This is a genomic window from Pelagicoccus mobilis, from assembly GCF_016595505.1.
GTDB classification, from domain to species: Bacteria; Verrucomicrobiota; Verrucomicrobiia; order Opitutales; family Opitutaceae; genus Pelagicoccus; species Pelagicoccus mobilis.
Genome location: NZ_JAENIL010000011.1, coordinates 1 through 16,587, shown reverse-complemented (window position 1 = coordinate 16,587; position 16,587 = coordinate 1). Strand labels below are relative to the sequence as shown.

Sequence of the window (16,587 nt, the reverse complement as noted above, 5' to 3'; positions counted from 1 at the left end):
CGACAACAAATCCGGAGTCCCCCAAAACCAGCTAGCAGGAACGCCCGCCTTCCGTGGAGGCGGCCCCCTTGTCCAAAGGCTCAAGCGCCTGCTCCAACACTCCCTTCGCCTTGGGCCAGCACAAAAACGCCTCGATCACCATCCAGACCTCCAAGGCCATAGTCGCGATCGCGATAAAAATGAGCGCCCAGTTCTTGTTCTCAGCCGCGAGCCAACCGCCCTCGCTGAAAAGCTGAAAGCTCATCGCCCAAGCCGGCATCACCAACATGAAAATCGTAGGGATCACCACGAACCACACCGGCAAACGGCGACGCCACATCCAAAAAGAGATCACCAAAAACGCCAACCCGCCGAGCAGCTGGTTAGTCGCTCCAAACATCGGCCAAAGCAGCATCCCCCCCTTGCCCACGTTCTTCCACTCCCAGCCCAATCCCTCAGGAGGAATCGCCGCCATCCAGAAAGCGATCGCGATCGCGAAAATCGTCGCCCCATGCTTGTTCGTCAGCCAAGAAAACGGATTCGCGGAAACCTGCACGCGACCGGAAGGCTGCTTCTTCACAAACGTAGCCGCCAACTCCTGGATCACATAACGCTGCAAACGGCAGGCCGTATCCAAAGTCGTAGCCGCAAAAGAAGCGACCAATACGCCCATCAACGCCACCGCGAACTGAGCCGGCAAACCGAGCGATTTCAGAAAATTCGCCGCCCCATCCACAAACGCGCCCACCTTGGCAGCCAAGCCGCCCGCCGCAGCCCAAGAAGAGTAGCGAGCCTCGTAAGCCTCCGAGCCAAGCAGCAATTGACCTTCGCTTCCCTGAATCCCCAAGCCCAGCCCAGCCACGCAAGCCAGGATCACCAAAGTTGCCAAGAACCCCTCCAGCAACATCGAGCCAAACCCCACAAACTGCGCGTCCGTCTCGCAACGGAGCTGCTTGCTCGAAGTCCCACTCGAAACGAGACAATGGAAGCCGCTTATCGCCCCGCAAGCGATCGTGATAAACAAAAACGGAAACATCACCGGCGCCCCCGCCGCATCAAGGCGAAACGCCGGAGCTGCGATCTCCAAACTCGGCCTCAACTCCGAATCCCCAATCGGCGCCCCGCCCACAAAGGCCGACACCAGCAAGCCCACGACCACGAGCGCAAGCGCAGTAACCAGCTGCAAGCTGTTAATAAAGTCGCGCGGCTGCAACAGCGTCCAAACCGGCAGCACGGACGCGATATACGAATAGACCAGCAAAAACGCCACCCAGTTCGCGATCGGCCAAGCCGCCAAAGACGCGTTGAAGCTATGAATGAATCCAGCCTGGTCTCCAAAAACCACCGACAAATACATCAACGCCAAAGCAATCAGCGAAGGCACCATCAGCCCCATACCCTTGCGATGCAGCCAAAGCCCGATCGCCACCGCCAGCGGGATCTGGACCAGACACGGGAAGATCGCCCCCGGGTAGCTCTTGAATACAACCGCGATCACCAAGCCAAAAATCGCTAGCACGATCGTCAGAGCCAAAAACAGGATAAACAGAAACAGAAAACGTATTCTCGGATTCAATACGCGACCCGAAACCTCCCCCACCGTCTGGCCTCGATTCCTCATCGACACCACCAGCGACCCAAAATCATGCACCGCCCCCATCAGCACCGAGCCGAACAAAACCCAAAGCAAAGCCGGCACCCAGCCCCAGATCACCGCAATAGCCGGCCCCACGATCGGCCCCGTTCCCGCAATCGAAGTAAAATGATGACCAAACACCACGAACTTGTCCGTCGGCACGAAATCCGCGTCGTCGTTGAGCGCCACGCTCGGCACCTCGGCGTTCCGATCGAGCTTGAAGATCTTCTGGGCCAAAAACCGGCCGTACGTGTGATAAGCGAGTAGATAGAGCGCACCCGCTCCTAGAGCGATCAGTAGGGTAGACATAGGGGAAAGTTTGCAAACGGTAGCGGCTATCGTCCCCGATAGCCAATTCAAGGCCCAGCGCCGGACGCAGCGCCAAGCCCAATATCCAAGGAGCCCCACGCCCCTAGGCAACCCCTTTCTCCCAAGTCAACGCCGGTCAACGCCACGAATTCGCCCCAATCGCGTATCCCAGTTTGACCTATCACTCCGCGGACCTACAACGTGGACCCCGAAAACTTCGACCCGAACAACCTTTCCATCAGGAACCATGGACACCAACCAGGAACCAAGCGAATTCCTCACCACCAACCGCAAAGCCCTCACCGTAAACCTAGACGCGATGAGATACGGCACCTTCGCCGAAATTGGAGCCGGACAAGAAACCTGCCGTAACTTCTTCCAGGCCGGAGGCGCCGCCGGAACCATCGCCAAAACCATGTCGGCCTACGACATGACCTTCAGCGACTCCATCTACGGCAAAGTCGGACGCTACGTATCCATGGAACGCGTCGTCAAGATGATCGAGCACGAGTACGCCCTGCTCGAAGAACGCCTCAAGGACGAGGTCGGCGACGAAAAAACCTTCTTCGCCTACGCCAACACCATGAAGGCGAAAAGCTACCAAGGCGGAGACGACACCCACGGCTGGATGGGCATCCGCTTCCAGACCACCCCAGGCGGCGAGCCCAGCGAAATCTACCTCCACTGCCGCATGTGGGATCCCGAAAACGTCCAGCAGCAACACGCCGTCGGCATCCTCGGAACCAACCTCATCTACGGCGCCTTCTACCTCTACGAAAACGTAGAGCAGTTCATCGAGTCGCTCGTCGACAACGTCGGAAACGAACGCATCGAAGTCGACCTCATCCACTTCAAAGGCCCCGCCTTCGACGGCGTCGACGAACGCATCGCCAACCTCCACCTCGTCCGCCGCGGCCTAACCAACGCCGTGCTCTTCTCGCCCGAAGGCGAAATCACCCAGCCCTCCGAAGCCCTTTACAAAAAGGCCATCCTCGTCGAACGCGGCAGCTTCCGCCCCGTCACCCAGGTCAACATCGACATGCTCAAGTGCTCCGGAGCCCAGTTCATCCAAGAGCCCTCCGTGCAAGGCAAAGACGTCATCGTCCTAGCCGAGATCACCATGAACAACCTGCTCGCGTCCGGAAAACTCGACTACGAGGACTACCTCGCCCGCATCGACCTGCTCGGCGCCACCGGAAACTGGGTACTCATCTCGAACTACTTCGAATTCTACCGCCTCACCTCCTACTTCCGCCGCTACACGAAAGAGATGATCGGCGTCTGCATGGGCATCAACACCCTGCTCGAAGTCTTCAACGAAAAGTACTACTCCCACCTCGCCGGCGGCATCCTCGAATCCTTCGGACGCCTTCTCAAAAACTCGGTTCGCCTCTACATCTACCCGATGAAGCAAAAGGCCTACCGCCGCTACCTCGAAATCCAAAAGGCCGAAGCCGCAGGAGAGCCCGTCGGAGCGCCCGTCGACTACACCGGAAAAAGCGGCGGCATCGCCGACGACCTGCTCATCACCTGCAACAACCTCCGCGTCACGCCGCAGCTCACCAACCTCTACCTCCACCTACTGGAAAACGGATACATCGAGCACATCCGCGGCATCGACGAGCAACTGCTCAACATCTTCTCGCGCGACATTCTCAGCGCGATCGCCGAAAACGATCCGATCTGGGAATCCATGATTCCCGCCGCCGCCGCCGACCTCATCAAAGAGAATCAGCTCTACGGCTACAAAGCCTAGAGCTCGACTCAAGTTTTCCACATTGAGCCCAAGCGACTTGGCAAGATCAAGTTGCCGACTACCTTTGCCCTATGCCAGACGCCGCCGATCCCTCGACCACACCTAGCTCCCCCAAGTCCGTCCTCAAAGCCCTCGCCCAAAAACTAGGCGTCGTGCAACGCGAAGCGGGCCGGCTCGGCATCCCCACCCTGGTCATCATCGAAGGACTCGACGCATCCAACAAAGGCAAGCTGCTCAACCAGGTCCTGCTCGAAATCGACAGCCGCTCCTTCAAAGTCTACTCCACCCACGCCGGCCAAAAGGAGCCCCGACGCTACCCGCTACTGCACCGCTTCTGGAACAACACACCCGCTCGCGGCAAAATCCAGTTCTACGACCGAGGGCCCTACTACCTCGTGCTCGACGCTTGGGCCGAAGGCAAAATCCACGAGGAAGAGCTCCCCGGCTACTGGGACGACATCATCAACTTCGAGCGACAGCTCCACGACGGCGAAGTCGAGATCATCAAAATCTTCCTCAACGTATCCAAAAAGACCCAAGCCAGACGCTTCCGAAAGCTAGAGGAAAATCCCAAGACATCCTGGCGCGTCACAGCTAAGGACTGGCGCCGACACCGCCAGTACAAGTCCTACCTCGAGCTCGCGGAAAAAGGCATGAAGTACACCAATCGCGAGTACGCCCGCTGGCACACTATCGATACCGAAAGCTTCAAAGGCGCCCTCATCGAAGTCTACAACCGCATCATCGACCACCTCGAAACCGCGATCGGGAAGAAAAAGCAGCAAGAAGACGCCCCCCAGACCCAAACCAAACGCGAAAACGAGTGGATCCCGTATCAAGGGCATAACTACCTTGCCGACACAGAATTCGATGTCCCCATGGATCGCCAGCTCTACAAGGCGACCCTCAAAGTACGGCAAGAAAAGATCCACGAGCTCGCCCACGAGATCCATACTCACCAGCTACCCATCGTGCTCGTTTTCTGCGGATGGGACGCCGCCGGCAAAGGCGGCTGCATCAAACGCCTCGTGCAAAGCATCGACCCGCGCGGCTACGATGTCATCCCCGTGGCCGCCCCCACCCGTATCGAATTTTCCCACCACTACCTCTGGCGCTTCTGGAAAGAAATGCCGCCACGCGGCAAGTTCGCCATCTTCGACCGCTCCTGGTACGGACGCGTCTTGGTCGAACGCGTGGAATCGCTCTGCTCGAACCAAGACTGGCAAAACGCTTTCCACGAAATCAACGAGATGGAAGAGCACCTCGCCAAATTCGGCACCTCCATCATCAAATTCTGGCTCCACGTCGACAAGGACACGCAACTCGAACGCTTCGAAGCCCGCCAGAACGATCCCCTAAAAAACTGGAAGATCACCGACGAGGACTGGCGCAACCGCGAGAAGTGGGAGCTCTACGAGGAATCCATCAACGAGATGATCGCAAAAACCGATACAGATTACGCTCCTTGGAAGATTATCCCCGCCAACTGTAAAATGCGGGCCCGCATCAAAGTTCTCGATACGGTCATCAAAACCCTCAAAAAAGCGATCAAGCACGCCCGCAAAGCCCCGCTTTGATCCCCAGATCAGGTGGGCAATGTGTCTTCACTTACGCTCGAGTGTCGTCATTGCCAATAGGAGAGAGCCGAAGCAACCCCGCCTCGGCTTCATCCATAAAACGTAGCGCGGCGCTTTAGCCCGCGTAAAAGCAGCAGGACGCGGGCTGAAGCACCGGCGCTACCTCCATTCCAGACATACCACCGCAAAGCTTCTTCCACTGCTTTTGCGGATGAACCAAAAAAAGCCGAGACGCGAACGTCTCGGCTTTAGTGTATTGAAAATGGTAGAAGCGATTACTTCTTCTTTTTCTTTGCAGCCTTCTTAGCGACCTTCTTAGCAGCCTTCTTAGCTACTTTCTTGGCAGCCTTCTTAGCTGGCTTCTTAGCAGCAGCCTTCTTAGCTGGCGCTTTCTTAGCAGGTGCCTTCTTAGCTGGCGCTTTCTTAGCAGGTGCCTTCTTCGCAGCTGGCTTCTTAGCCGCTACCTTCTTTGCAACCTTCTTAGCCGCTTTCTTAACTACCTTCTTGGCAGCCTTCTTAGCAGCTTTCTTAGCAGCCTTCTTAGCAGGAGCCTTCTTGGCAGCCTTCTTGGCCGCTTTCTTGGCAGCCTTCTTAGCTGGCTTTGGCTTAGGAGCAGCCTTTTCGATGCCTGAGTTCTTAGGAGCAGCAGGAAGCTTTTCGAGAGCTGCGCGGAGCAGTTCGCCGATGCTTACCTTCTTGCTCTTAGCAAGCTTCACGAGGCTCTTCTTTTGAGCGAGAGGAAGACGAACCGAAATTTGACGGTGGTCTTCAGATGCTGGTGCAAAACCAGCGTAGTCAAAGCCGGCGATCGCGTGGCGAATAATTTCGCTCTTGGATACGCCAAGCTGCTTTTGATACTTATCGAGGACAGCGATTAGGTCTGCCTTCAGATCGAATGTGAGAGGTGAACTCTCAACGCCTTTTTTAGCGGCCATAACTTATTATGGTTAGGATTAACGGTTTATTCGGTGGGAATTTTAAACCTGAAGTAGCGTTCATTTACCTAAAAACCTTAGTTTTTCAAACTAAAACGCGTTAGTATTTTTTGGGTACAGCCAGTTTTTACAATTAATTACGCTATTTTCGGCCTGTATTCAGAATTTCGGCATTGCTCAGAGCAACTTGAGCAAATCGCGTATCCAGATCATAAAACCGGATACGTGGGCAATACTCCCCAGAAACAAATGCACGATTTCATGAACCAAACAGGTACGAAATTCTTCGATACGACAACCTCGTATCCATTTGTAAGAACCTCAAGCCACGCATTTCGTTTAACAATTCGGACCCGATCCACCACCTTAGTCCGCTAAATACTAAGCGTTTGACAGCGCTTCGTTCGCGACCCCCAATCACTGCGAAGCCCGCACCTAATCCCCAACCAAGCCTTACTTGCCATGGCCACAGTCAATCTCGCCCAACTCGTCAAAGTCTACCCAACCCGGAAAGGCGAAGACGTAACCGCCGTAAACAAGATCGACCTCGAAATCAAAGACCGCGAATTCATGGTACTGGTCGGTCCTTCAGGATGTGGAAAATCCACTACACTGCGCATGATCGCCGGATTGGAGGACATAACGGATGGCGAAATCTCCATCGACGATAAGGTCATCAACCACGTCCAGCCCAAGGATCGTGACATCGCTATGGTCTTTCAAAACTACGCCCTGTATCCACACATGAGCGTCTACGAAAACATGGCTTTCGGCCTAAAGCTCCGGAAATACAAGAAAGCGGAAATCGAAAAGCGGGTAAACGAAGCGGCGCAAATCCTAGGTATCGAGGATCTCTTACAACGAAAACCCGCTGCCCTATCCGGCGGACAACGCCAGCGCGTCGCAGTCGGCCGAGCCATCGTTCGCAAGCCGAAAGTCTTCCTCTTCGACGAACCGCTTTCGAACTTGGACGCCAAAATGCGCGTATCCACTCGCACCGAAATCTCCAAACTGCACGCACGCCTCGCCTCCACCATGATCTACGTCACCCACGACCAAGTGGAAGCGATGACCATGGGCGACCGGATCTGCGTGATGAACGGAGGCGACATCATGCAGGTCGACGAACCGCTCGAAATCTACAACCACCCAGCAAACATGTTCGTCGCGAGCTTCATCGGCAGCCCGCCAATGAACCTGCTACACGGCAAAATCGAAAACACCAACGGCTCCCTCTTTTTCCAAGCCAACGATTCTCCGCTGCGCGTAAAGCTGAACAATCGCCTCGCCGAGTCGGCCTCTGGATACGCCGGCAAAAGCATCGTGTTCGGTATCCGCCCGGAAAACATCCATAGCGCCCAAAAGCTGGACACCTTCGACCAGGAACAAAGCGCAGAAGTCAGCATCGACGTCGCCGAACCAATGGGCAACGAAACCATCCTCTACCTCTCGAGCGGCCAACAAAGCCTGATCGGACGCGTAAGCAGCGATACTCCAAACAAGATAAACCAATCCCTCACGGTTTGGCTCGATCTCGAAAAAGCGCACCTCTTCGATCCCGAAACCGAGCTCAACATCACGCGCTAGCGCAGCTCGCCAAAGGCTGTTGCTCCGACGTCGAACAAAGCGAAGAGCAAGCCTTCAAATCGAGTTTGCCTGTACCCAAAACCGGCAGACGCTCCACTTCAACAATCCGCTGAGGCACCCAAAGGTTCGGGAGTCCAGCCTCTCTCAAGCGAGCTCCAACCTCCCCAAGCTCGCTCGCGCACGTCGTCAGCAGCACCAGCGCCTCCCCCTTCTTTGGACAAGGACGAGCCCCAACAAAGATCGCGCACTCCTCTCTCGAGCAAAGCTCTGGATACGCCTCAATGATCGCCGCTTCGACGCTCGCGTGCGAAACCATTTCACCTCCGATTTTGGAAAATCGAGACAAACGCCCCTCGATCACAAGAAACCCATCCTCATCCAGGCGCCCAATGTCTCCAGTGTTCAACCACTGATCCTCCACAAAACGGTTCTCCTGAACGCAATCCAAGTATCCGCGAAACACATTAGCCCCCTTCACCAGTATCACACCGGATTCACCCGAGGGCTTCAGGAGCGACGTATCCATCTCGTCAACGATTCGAATCGCGACTCCCGGCATCGGACGCCCCACGCTACCTACCTTCGCCCCCACTTGCTTGAGTGCGTACCGCCCGATCCGCTCACGGCTTTGCAAACAATTCGCCGCGATCACCGGCGAGCACTCAGTCATCCCGTACCCCTCCAGAATCGGTAGTCCAAATTTGGATTCCCACTCCCGCGCCATCGCAGCAGGCAGTTTTTCCGCGCCCGCGACCACCAGCCTCAAAGTCGCAAACGCTTCGACCGTGGCTCGTTTCAGATAAGAGCGAAGAAAGGTTGGCGTTCCCAACATCACGCTCACCGACTCATCCTTAACCGCTTCTATATTCTGCTTCGCCTGCAACGGAGAAGCTACGGACACGATTCTCATCCCTTTCAACAACGGCAGCCAAAGACCGCCAGTCAGTCCGAAACTGTGAAATAAAGGCAAGTTCGCTAGCAATACGTCCGTCGAACGCATGAGATAGCACTCCGAAAGCTGAGTCGCGTTCGCCACGAGATTTCGGTGCGAGATCGGGATCGCTTTGGGTTCAGCCGAACTCCCGCTCGAGAAAAGCAAGGTCGCCTCGCGGTCGCCGCCTGCCCCAGAAATCGAATACACGCTCGCCAGCAACCGACTTGGCAAGACGCAGCTTGCCAATACATCCCGCCACACCCTCGGCCCTCGAAAAATTGAAGCGATATCTTCGACGCAGACCAGTCGAGCTTCCGAAAACTCGAGCTCCGGAAACCGAGACAACAGCTTTCTCGAACTCAAAACCAAGTCGACATCCGCCTTCGCCAACATGCTGGAAAAACCGCTAGAACTCACTGTCGGGTTCAGGTTCACGCTCGATTTCCCAGACCAGATAGCCCCGAGATTGGCAGCAAAGCCAGGCAAGCCCGGAGGAAGCAAAATCCCAACACGCCCCTTGCTCGTCCCTGACTTTAAAAAACGACTCATGGCAAGCCCGGCCACCAAAAGCTCGAACCCGCGAATACGCTTTCCGCCCAATGAACGATCGACCAACGTTTCCGAAAACGACGCTCGCTTCAAAGCCCGAAGCGCCATCCCGCCAAGAGACGCGTTCAATTCTCTCCGCGCGCTAAACGACCGTTCGCTCAACTCCATCACCGACCCTCGAATCGTTTCCGTGGAAACACGGTCGCAGTCGATTTTCTCTCCAAAAGAAATCGTCAAAGGACGACGCAACGGCATACCCGCTCGGTAGCGAAACGGCTTGTCAGAAAAGCTGAATACCGAGCCCCACATGCCATCGATATAGGCAGGCAACACGGGACATTTGGACATGCGGCTGATCAACTCAGCCCCCTTCTTGAAAGGCATCAACATACCTGTTCGGGTCAACGCGCCTTCAGGGAACACACAAACCACGTTCCCCTCCTTCAAAGAAGCGACCGTCTTCGAAATAGCCTCTTTCGCCCGCTTCGGCGCTACCGGGATGACGTTGAACTTCCGATACGCCCAACGCATCCAAGGATAACGAAGCATCTCATCCGTCCCAATGAAACGAACCGGTCTCGGTGAAGCCACCCAAAGCAAAACAGCATCCGCATAGCTCACGTGATTCGCCACCAGCAGCACACCACCGTCTTTCGGCATATTTTCGATGCCACGCAGTTTCATTGGATACACGATCTTGGCGATCGCCAGCAAGGCCAGGCGAACCAAACTCTCCGGCACCAGCCAAAGCATAAACCCAAGCACCACAAAACTCGTCGCCGCCACGACCCAAAGCTGAAGCTGAGGCAGCCATTCCAAATACCCCATCCCAGCCGCCAACAAAACGAAAACGCCTGAAACCAAATTGATCACCAAGTTATTGGCAGCAATCGAACCAACCCGAACCTCATCTCGAGCCGAAGCAACAAACAACGCGTTCAACGGAGCCGAAAAGAGGCCTCCCGAAACACCGAGCAGAAAGATACCGGCCACAGCCCAATCCCCTGCGTTCCACAGCAAGGCGGTCGCCGGAACCAAAACCGCCAACAGGATCGAGCCCAGAAACGAAAGCCCCACCTCGATACGCTTTCGGCACACGAAGGCCGCTACCCCACTGCCCAAGGCGACCCCCAAACCAAGCAACGCAGCCATCAAGCCCCCCTGGCTCGCCGATCCCACGCTTTGCCCATGATCCAAGCGGCTGTCTTGCAACAAGATCATCACCAGCATCGCGCCCACGCCATAAAACCAGGCAAGTCCAAGCGACGACCAACGCAATACCGGACGAGAGCCCAACTCTCTCAAAATCGCCCCAAAGGCGACTTCATCTTCGCGTTCGCTCTCCTCCTCCCGACGTATCCCGTTTGTAACTACAAACGCGAGCGCCGCAATTGAGGCGGACACTCCGCCCAGCACACTAGCAGCCAACCAAGGAGACCCCACAAACTCCCAGACCCGATCAAACGACCAGCCTCCGATCGCCAACCCTGCCAAAGTCGCGCCCACTCCTGCCAGCCCAAGCAATCCCATCATTTGCCCGATCCTTTGCACCCCGCACAAATCCTTGAGCAACGCATTGCGCGAAGGAGCCAAGAAGCTCGACTGGCAAGCAACCATCCCCAGCGAAACGATCACCCCCACAAAAGAGTGCAACCAAGCGCTAAAGGCCAAGCCCGCCATAGCCACCGTCTGCAAGAGCAAGCTTCCCTTCACCACAGACAGCTTCGAGAAACGACTCGTCAAACGACCCGCAATCGGAGCCAAGAAAATGTACGGCAAAACGTAGAGAGCGGAAACCACTCCCACCCAGATCGCCGCTTGCTTCTCCGGAAAGGTCGCCGCCACCAAAGCGGAAGCGGTTATTTTCGCCGCATGATCGCCGAAAGCGTTCAGTCCTTGAGTAACGACCAATCGGTAGGAGGAGGAAAGAGGTACGTTTGCATTCATACCTTTCCCCTTTGCTCACCTCGCGCCAAGCATAACCAATCAAGAGCGGGCTACTGAATATCAGTCACTTACACAACAACACGTTCAATCAAACAACTCAGAGAGCATTTCCCGTACATCCACTTCGTACATTTTCTCCCCTCAGTTTCCTAATCTACACCCACAACGTAACGCTTGGCCGTACGCCGATCCACCTGCATCAACCGAGCTGTCTCCTCGTAGCTGCCACAACGCCGATAGAGTTCCTGAGCATAGCGACTGAGCATCTGGTTCGCCGTCAACGCCCTCTCCGCAGCCTCTTGCACGCGCTCCGCATCACCCCGGCTCATCCCCAAATCCTCCGCCTCGTAGCCTCCGTGTATCATGATGTTTCGTACACACTGCTCGAGCTCCCTGAAATTTCCCGGCCAACGATAGGCGTGCCCCAGATTTTTTCCGATCCAGGCAACCGCCTCCTCAGCCAACAACTCCCCATCCGCCGGCCCCGCGATCTTTTGGGAGATATGCTGCACCAACAGCTCCAGCTCCCTTCCTTTCCCTGAAAGAACCTCTCGCAAAGAAGGCGTCCGGATCCGGTCCGCGCACAAGCGGAAGTAAAAGTCTTCACGAAACGTCCCCGCCGCTATCTCCTCCGGCAAATCGCGATTCGTCGCCGCCATCACCTTTCCAACGAAAGGCCGCAAATTCGTATCGCCCAACCTCTGGAACTGCCGCGTTTGCAAAACCCGCAAAAGCTTCACCTGAATCGCCGCATCAGTCTCGCCGATCTCATCCAGAAACACCGTGCCAAACTGCCCGCACTCCTCCAGATACCCCTCGCGATCTTGCAGAGCCCCGGTAAACGCGCCCTTCCGATGCCCGAACAATTCAGACTCGATCAATGTCGGCGAGAGGGCCGAGAGATTCAGCGGGTAAAACGCCGCCCCAAAATCCACCGCGAATTTCCCAGCCTTCAAATCAAAGGGCACGAAGCGAGACATCCCAACCGCTCGGGCCACCAACTCCTTGCCCGTCCCGGATGGTCCCGTAATCAACGTCACGCTATCCCCCATTCGATTGTATAGGGATCTTTGATACCGCCGCATGTCATGCGTGAAGCAGCTATTCCAAATTCGAGCCCGCAACGCGCAGATCGCCTCAGACCCGCCTACCAAGTAGCGATAGATATTCAGCCAAGCCCGCCTCAGTTGAAAATAGAGAGCGAAATACAAACTCTCCTGCTCCGGAGAAAAACGAGTCGCCGCATGAGCCGAGAAAAAGTACCGCTGCCGATCTCTGTATTCATAATAAAACGACACGCCTCCCGGTAGCGGTTTTCCAGATAGCGAAGCTTCAATCAGCTGATCGAACCTCGCCATAAACTCATGATAGACCAAAAAATGAGTCAGGTTTTCGTACACGATCCGCTCCGCCTCAACCACTTCGTTCACTTTCGCCAAACGGGCGCGAGCCGCCTCCATCAACTCCAAGGCCATCCCCAAACGACGTTTCAGATTGGGAGCCAAGAGTTCCTCAGCTTCTCCCGGAACCACATAACGCGAACGCTCTTGGTAATCCTTGCCAAGTACCTCCCGCTCCAACGCCCAACGCTCATCCTCGAAAGGATTGCTGTAAACGATCGCCGCCAACTTCTGAGCCAACGGCCATTGATCCCGAGAAAATATCTTTTGAGGCATTCGTGTACATTATTTGTACAGCAGTATCCGTCAATCACTGCCAACTCTGAAACCGCCCCACTCTCCTGAAAAATCCCACTCAACCTAACCTATTGCTAATCTGCCCCTTACCAAATCAACTACCCAGTTGGCACCGCCCCTGCGAATAAGCAGACATGAACAGACTAAAACGCAGCCATCGCCAAACCTCGCTCCGCCTGACCAAAATCTGCCTCAGCTGCTTCGGCATCGCCGGAACAACCTTTCTCGCTTCCGGAGCCTTGAAACTGAGCGTTCTCAACAACGACCGAAAAATCGATCACGCCTTCCGCTTCCTCACCCCCATCAACGAAACACTCCAACAAATCGTCGAACAGGCTCTGTATTGATCAGAGGTAGGGTCCGACCGCCGGGCGGACCGTATGCAAGATCAACGCAGGTACTGTCAGTCCTCTGAGAACTCCGCGGCTCGCCGGGCCGTCGAGCCCTACCTCGGAGCTTACTCAGTCTCCACCTTCTGCAGCTGAGCCACTTGAGTCCCGTACACGCTACGGTCCATACCCCCGATCTCAAAAACCCAATCCGGCGCATCGATTCCAATCGAGGCATCTTTGATACGTAGCAACGCCTTATCCTTGGTAACCATATTCTTCACATGCACCAAGCTCGGCACCGCCTGCCCGTCGACGAGCTTAAACGCGTCCACCCAAACCGCCCTCACCAGCGTCTCCTCAGCATCGAACACCTCGAACCGGTCGATGTACTTGAACTCTACATCAAGAAAGAGACGCACTTTGGAGATTTGCTCGACCAGCTTTCCTGAGTCCTTCGGCGGATGCAGGCTAAACACATGCATTGGCCGCCCACGCCTTGTGGTCCGCCCTTCGTACACCGAATTCTGCCAAAAGGTGAAAGGCATCAGCAAGTCGAAGACGCTGAAATCGCTTCCGACCACCCCATCCAGATAATGCTCCGGCTCTATCAGCCGCGCCTCCTTGCCCTCTTCGGTCCAGCTATCCGACTCAACCGCATTCGCGAACAAGCCATTTTGCAAAAGCAAACGCTTCACTTTCGCCGGGATCAGCTCGCCCTTGTCCGTCACATCAGATGGCTCGACCGCGATATCCACTCGCGACAAAGGGCCATACTCGGACTGGGTCCCAATCAACACTCCCGGCACACGCCAGCTTTTGCCCGATCTCGGCCGAACCTCCAAGTTGAAGCCTAGCCGGTATTCTCCCGCGATCCCAAGCCGACGAAACTCGTTCAGAATCTCGAGCCCCTCAGCCTGACTCACCTTCTTCCCAAGCGTATCGAGCGGACTATCGCCCAGGCGCCGCTGCGCCTCAAGCGTCGCCAACCCCAATCCCAAAACGGAGGCGACAAGCAATACTCGGCTAAAAGAAGACACAAAAAAGGCCGGGCGTTTTCCCATGCATTGGGTAGACCCGGCCATTTGAAATTGTTTCCGTTCGCGACCGCCTATTCGGCAGGAGCTGGAGCTGGGGCAGATTCAGCCGCTTCTTCAACTGCCGCTTCCGCTGACTCAGCAGCTTCAGTCGCGTCCGACTCAACTTCTTCCGCTTGGCTCATCAGCTGTTGCAGCGCGTCACTAGCTGCGTTCGGATCGCTTGACTCGATTGTGGGCAAGGCGCTTTCCGCTTCGGCCTTCGAAAGCTCGTGCTGGCGTAGCTTGGACAAGTAGAGGCCAAAAGTCAGAACGAAGAAAACGATAGCGGTGTTACGGGTCCACTTGGAGAGCACGCTGGTTGTCTCCGCGCCCAAGGCCGATTCAGCCATGCCGCCACCCATCGCAGCACCAAGGCCGCCATTCGCGTTGCCGCGCTGCATCAGGACCAAAAGGATCATGAAAAGCGACAGAAGGACGAGTACTACAGTTAGAAAGCCGTTGAGAAAATCCATAATTAGAGCCGAGGACAGTCGAAAAAGGAATTTGCCTTGTCAAGGACGGAAACGAGCGAGTCGAAAGGTAGGGTCCGACCGCCGGGCGGACTGAGCGGATCGTAACCTGCGGTTTGGCGTGCCCGGCGGTCACGCCCTACCATTACCCCTCTTCGAGCCCTATCTTCTCCAAGATCCGTTGCAGGTCGTCGTTACCCGTGTACTCGATCACGATCTTCCCCTTCTTGGGAGCGTGCTTGAGAGCTACCTTCGCGTTCAGAAAAGTGACCATCCGCTTCTCGATGTCCTCGATGGCCGCCGCCTCCGCCGGCGAAACAGCTCGCCCGCTGCTTTGCTTGCCCTTGCCGGAACGCTTCATCGAGTCGATCAAGCTCTCAGTCCCGCGAACACTGACCCCCTCTTCTATAATGCGGCGCGCGATGAGCGTTTGCTCGGGCTTCGCTTCCAAACCGAGCAACACCTTCGCGTGCCCCGTCGAGAGCAAACCCGTGGAAAGATAACCGCGCACTTCCTCCGGAAGCGTCAGCAAGCGAAGCGAATTTGCAATCGTCGCACGCCCCTTGCCCACGCGTTCAGCCACCTGCTCCTGAGTCAGGTCGAAGTCCCGCAGCAGACTCGCGAAACCCATCGACTCTTCGATCGGGTTGAGGTTCTCGCGCTGCAAGTTCTCGATCAAGGCCATCGAAGCCGACGACGAATCGCCCGCCTTGATGATGCGGGCCGGAATCTTGCCTAGCTTGAGATGCTTAAACGCGCGCCAACGACGCTCGCCAGCGATCAGCTGATAACGCCCGTCCACCTCGCGGACCACGATCGGCTGGATCAGCCCCTCGCTGCGGATGCTCTCCGCCAAATCGTGCAGCTGGCTTTCCTCGAACTCGCGTCGAGGCTGAAACGGGTTAGGCTGAACCTTAGAAACAGGGAGTTCCAAGAAGCTAGGATTGCCCACTGCCTCTTCAGCGCTCGGCTTCGCTTTCGCAGCCGCTTTTTTCGCAACCGCCTTCTTCGCCGGAGCAGCTTTCTTCGCGGCTGGGGAGGCCGACTTTTTTGCTGTGTTGCCGGAAATGAGGCCGGCTAGCCCTTTACCCAAACGGGGTTTCGCTTTCGCCATGTGGTGTGGATGAAGTTCTTATTCTTGAGGAACGAAAATCGTTTGCCCGACCTGGAGGAGACGCGGGTCGGAGATCTTGTTGATGTTTTGGATCCAATCCGGACGGGAATTTAGCTTTTTGGCAATACTCGAGATGCTCTCGCCCGGCTGGACCGTGTAGGGGATTCCGTTCTCGGGAACCCCAGACGTGTCGAACACCGTCTTCACATTCTTATCAATCTTCGGCGCCGCAGTGATACTGCCCAACGACTTCTGCACCTCCTTGGCGAACTTCGACAACTCGCGATTCACCATCGCGGTCACTTCCTTTTGCACCACCTCGTCTCGCGCCTCGAGCGAAGCGACTGTCTTGCGAACCAACTCGTTCACCTGAGCGACGGTTGCATAATTGCCGGATTGGCGGCGAGCATCGGATTCGAAATCCTCGACCAACGCACGTAGACGAGCGTTTTCGCGGCGCATCTCGTCCATCTCCGCGAGCAAGCCTCTCATCTGCTCCATCATCAAACGCTGGTCCTCCACCATGTTGGCCACCTGGTACTGAAGGTTCGAAGACTGGGCATTGAGCGATGCGACGAATGCCACAAGCGCGAAGAAGAGAGTGACGACATAACCTGAGAAGCGAATCATGATAGTAAGCTGGGTAATTCTGTTTTCGAAAACAAGAGTTTAGACGCAGTGGGAGCGTG

General features: G+C 56.0%; 12 protein-coding genes. 4 read left to right on the top strand and 8 right to left on the bottom strand.

Annotated elements, in window-relative coordinates; genetic code table 11:
• Window positions 1-31: 31 nt before the first annotated feature.
• On the bottom strand, window positions 32-1,924 hold the full coding sequence (locus tag JIN87_RS07225; protein ID WP_200354870.1) for a carbon starvation CstA family protein: 1,893 nt from the start codon (window positions 1,922-1,924) through the stop codon (window positions 32-34).
• A gap of 247 nt (window positions 1,925-2,171) precedes the next feature.
• Between JIN87_RS07225 and JIN87_RS07220 the strand changes: the two genes are divergently transcribed.
• Window positions 2,172-3,680, top strand: a complete 1,509-nt coding sequence (locus tag JIN87_RS07220; protein ID WP_200354869.1) for a TonB-dependent receptor — start codon at window positions 2,172-2,174, stop codon at window positions 3,678-3,680.
• Between the two features lie 71 nt (window positions 3,681-3,751).
• A complete protein-coding gene (locus JIN87_RS07215; protein ID WP_200354868.1) occupies window positions 3,752-5,257 on the top strand; it encodes a hypothetical protein in 1,506 nt (501 codons plus the stop codon).
• A 275-nt stretch (window positions 5,258-5,532) separates the two neighbouring features.
• On the opposite strand, the gene JIN87_RS07210 is transcribed toward JIN87_RS07215, so the two are convergent.
• Complete coding sequence (locus tag JIN87_RS07210; protein WP_200354867.1) at window positions 5,533-6,192, bottom strand: ribbon-helix-helix domain-containing protein; 660 nt, start codon at window positions 6,190-6,192, stop codon at window positions 5,533-5,535.
• Between the two features lie 462 nt (window positions 6,193-6,654).
• Between JIN87_RS07210 and JIN87_RS07205 the strand changes: the two genes are divergently transcribed.
• Window positions 6,655-7,779 (top strand): ABC transporter ATP-binding protein, encoded by a 1,125-nt coding sequence (locus JIN87_RS07205; protein WP_200354866.1) that lies wholly within the window; start codon window positions 6,655-6,657, stop codon window positions 7,777-7,779.
• Here the strand turns inward: JIN87_RS07205 and JIN87_RS07200 are convergent.
• Together JIN87_RS07200 and JIN87_RS07195 are read right to left on the bottom strand one after the other, a co-directional pair.
• The gene (locus JIN87_RS07200; protein WP_200354865.1) at window positions 7,769-11,209 is read right to left on the bottom strand and encodes an MFS transporter; all 3,441 of its coding nucleotides are present in this window, start codon (window positions 11,207-11,209) and stop codon (window positions 7,769-7,771) included. The two genes, JIN87_RS07205 and JIN87_RS07200, sit on opposite strands and share 11 nt — an antisense overlap.
• A gap of 149 nt (window positions 11,210-11,358) precedes the next feature.
• Entirely contained in the window at window positions 11,359-12,885 is a 1,527-nt protein-coding gene (locus JIN87_RS07195; protein WP_200354864.1) for a sigma-54-dependent transcriptional regulator, read from the bottom strand.
• A gap of 155 nt (window positions 12,886-13,040) precedes the next feature.
• Here JIN87_RS07195 and JIN87_RS07190 point away from each other — a divergent pair, with 155 nt between their 5' ends.
• Window positions 13,041-13,253, top strand: a complete 213-nt coding sequence (locus tag JIN87_RS07190; protein WP_200354863.1) for a hypothetical protein — start codon at window positions 13,041-13,043, stop codon at window positions 13,251-13,253.
• Window positions 13,254-13,363: 110 nt separating this feature from the next.
• Here the strand turns inward: JIN87_RS07190 and JIN87_RS07185 are convergent, their stop codons facing one another.
• The 4 genes from JIN87_RS07185 to JIN87_RS07170 all read right to left on the bottom strand — a co-directional run bounded on the left by JIN87_RS07185 (window position 13,364) and on the right by JIN87_RS07170 (window position 16,528).
• Window positions 13,364-14,299: an outer membrane lipoprotein-sorting protein gene (locus JIN87_RS07185; RefSeq protein ID WP_200354862.1), complete on the bottom strand. Its 936-nt coding sequence runs from the start codon at window positions 14,297-14,299 to the stop codon at window positions 13,364-13,366.
• Window positions 14,300-14,346: 47 nt separating this feature from the next.
• Complete coding sequence (gene secG, locus JIN87_RS07180) at window positions 14,347-14,787, bottom strand: preprotein translocase subunit SecG (protein ID WP_200354861.1); 441 nt, start codon at window positions 14,785-14,787, stop codon at window positions 14,347-14,349.
• A 142-nt stretch (window positions 14,788-14,929) separates the two neighbouring features.
• Window positions 14,930-15,898, bottom strand: a complete 969-nt coding sequence (locus JIN87_RS07175; protein ID WP_200354860.1) for a ParB/RepB/Spo0J family partition protein — start codon at window positions 15,896-15,898, stop codon at window positions 14,930-14,932.
• An 18-nt stretch (window positions 15,899-15,916) separates the two neighbouring features.
• Window positions 15,917-16,528 (bottom strand): lytic transglycosylase, encoded by a 612-nt coding sequence (locus JIN87_RS07170; protein ID WP_200354859.1) that lies wholly within the window; start codon window positions 16,526-16,528, stop codon window positions 15,917-15,919.
• Between the last annotated feature and the right edge of the window lie 59 nt (window positions 16,529-16,587).

What these genes read in the sequence shown, in the direction of transcription:
- JIN87_RS07225 (WP_200354870.1), bottom strand. Translation starts at nt 1,924, where the DNA reads ATGTCTACCCTACTGATCGCTCTAGGAGCGGGTGCGCTCTATCTACTC.
- JIN87_RS07220 (WP_200354869.1), top strand. Translation starts at nt 2,172, where the DNA reads ATGGACACCAACCAGGAACCAAGCGAATTCCTCACCACCAACCGCAAA.
- JIN87_RS07215 (WP_200354868.1), top strand. Translation starts at nt 3,752, where the DNA reads ATGCCAGACGCCGCCGATCCCTCGACCACACCTAGCTCCCCCAAGTCC.
- JIN87_RS07210 (WP_200354867.1), bottom strand. Translation starts at nt 6,192, where the DNA reads ATGGCCGCTAAAAAAGGCGTTGAGAGTTCACCTCTCACATTCGATCTG.
- JIN87_RS07205 (WP_200354866.1), top strand. Translation starts at nt 6,655, where the DNA reads ATGGCCACAGTCAATCTCGCCCAACTCGTCAAAGTCTACCCAACCCGG.
- JIN87_RS07200 (WP_200354865.1), bottom strand. Translation starts at nt 11,209, where the DNA reads ATGAATGCAAACGTACCTCTTTCCTCCTCCTACCGATTGGTCGTTACT.
- JIN87_RS07195 (WP_200354864.1), bottom strand. Translation starts at nt 12,885, where the DNA reads ATGCCTCAAAAGATATTTTCTCGGGATCAATGGCCGTTGGCTCAGAAG.
- JIN87_RS07190 (WP_200354863.1), top strand. Translation starts at nt 13,041, where the DNA reads ATGAACAGACTAAAACGCAGCCATCGCCAAACCTCGCTCCGCCTGACC.
- JIN87_RS07185 (WP_200354862.1), bottom strand. Translation starts at nt 14,299, where the DNA reads ATGGGAAAACGCCCGGCCTTTTTTGTGTCTTCTTTTAGCCGAGTATTG.
- secG (WP_200354861.1), bottom strand. Translation starts at nt 14,787, where the DNA reads ATGGATTTTCTCAACGGCTTTCTAACTGTAGTACTCGTCCTTCTGTCG.
- JIN87_RS07175 (WP_200354860.1), bottom strand. Translation starts at nt 15,898, where the DNA reads ATGGCGAAAGCGAAACCCCGTTTGGGTAAAGGGCTAGCCGGCCTCATT.
- JIN87_RS07170 (WP_200354859.1), bottom strand. Translation starts at nt 16,528, where the DNA reads ATGATTCGCTTCTCAGGTTATGTCGTCACTCTCTTCTTCGCGCTTGTG.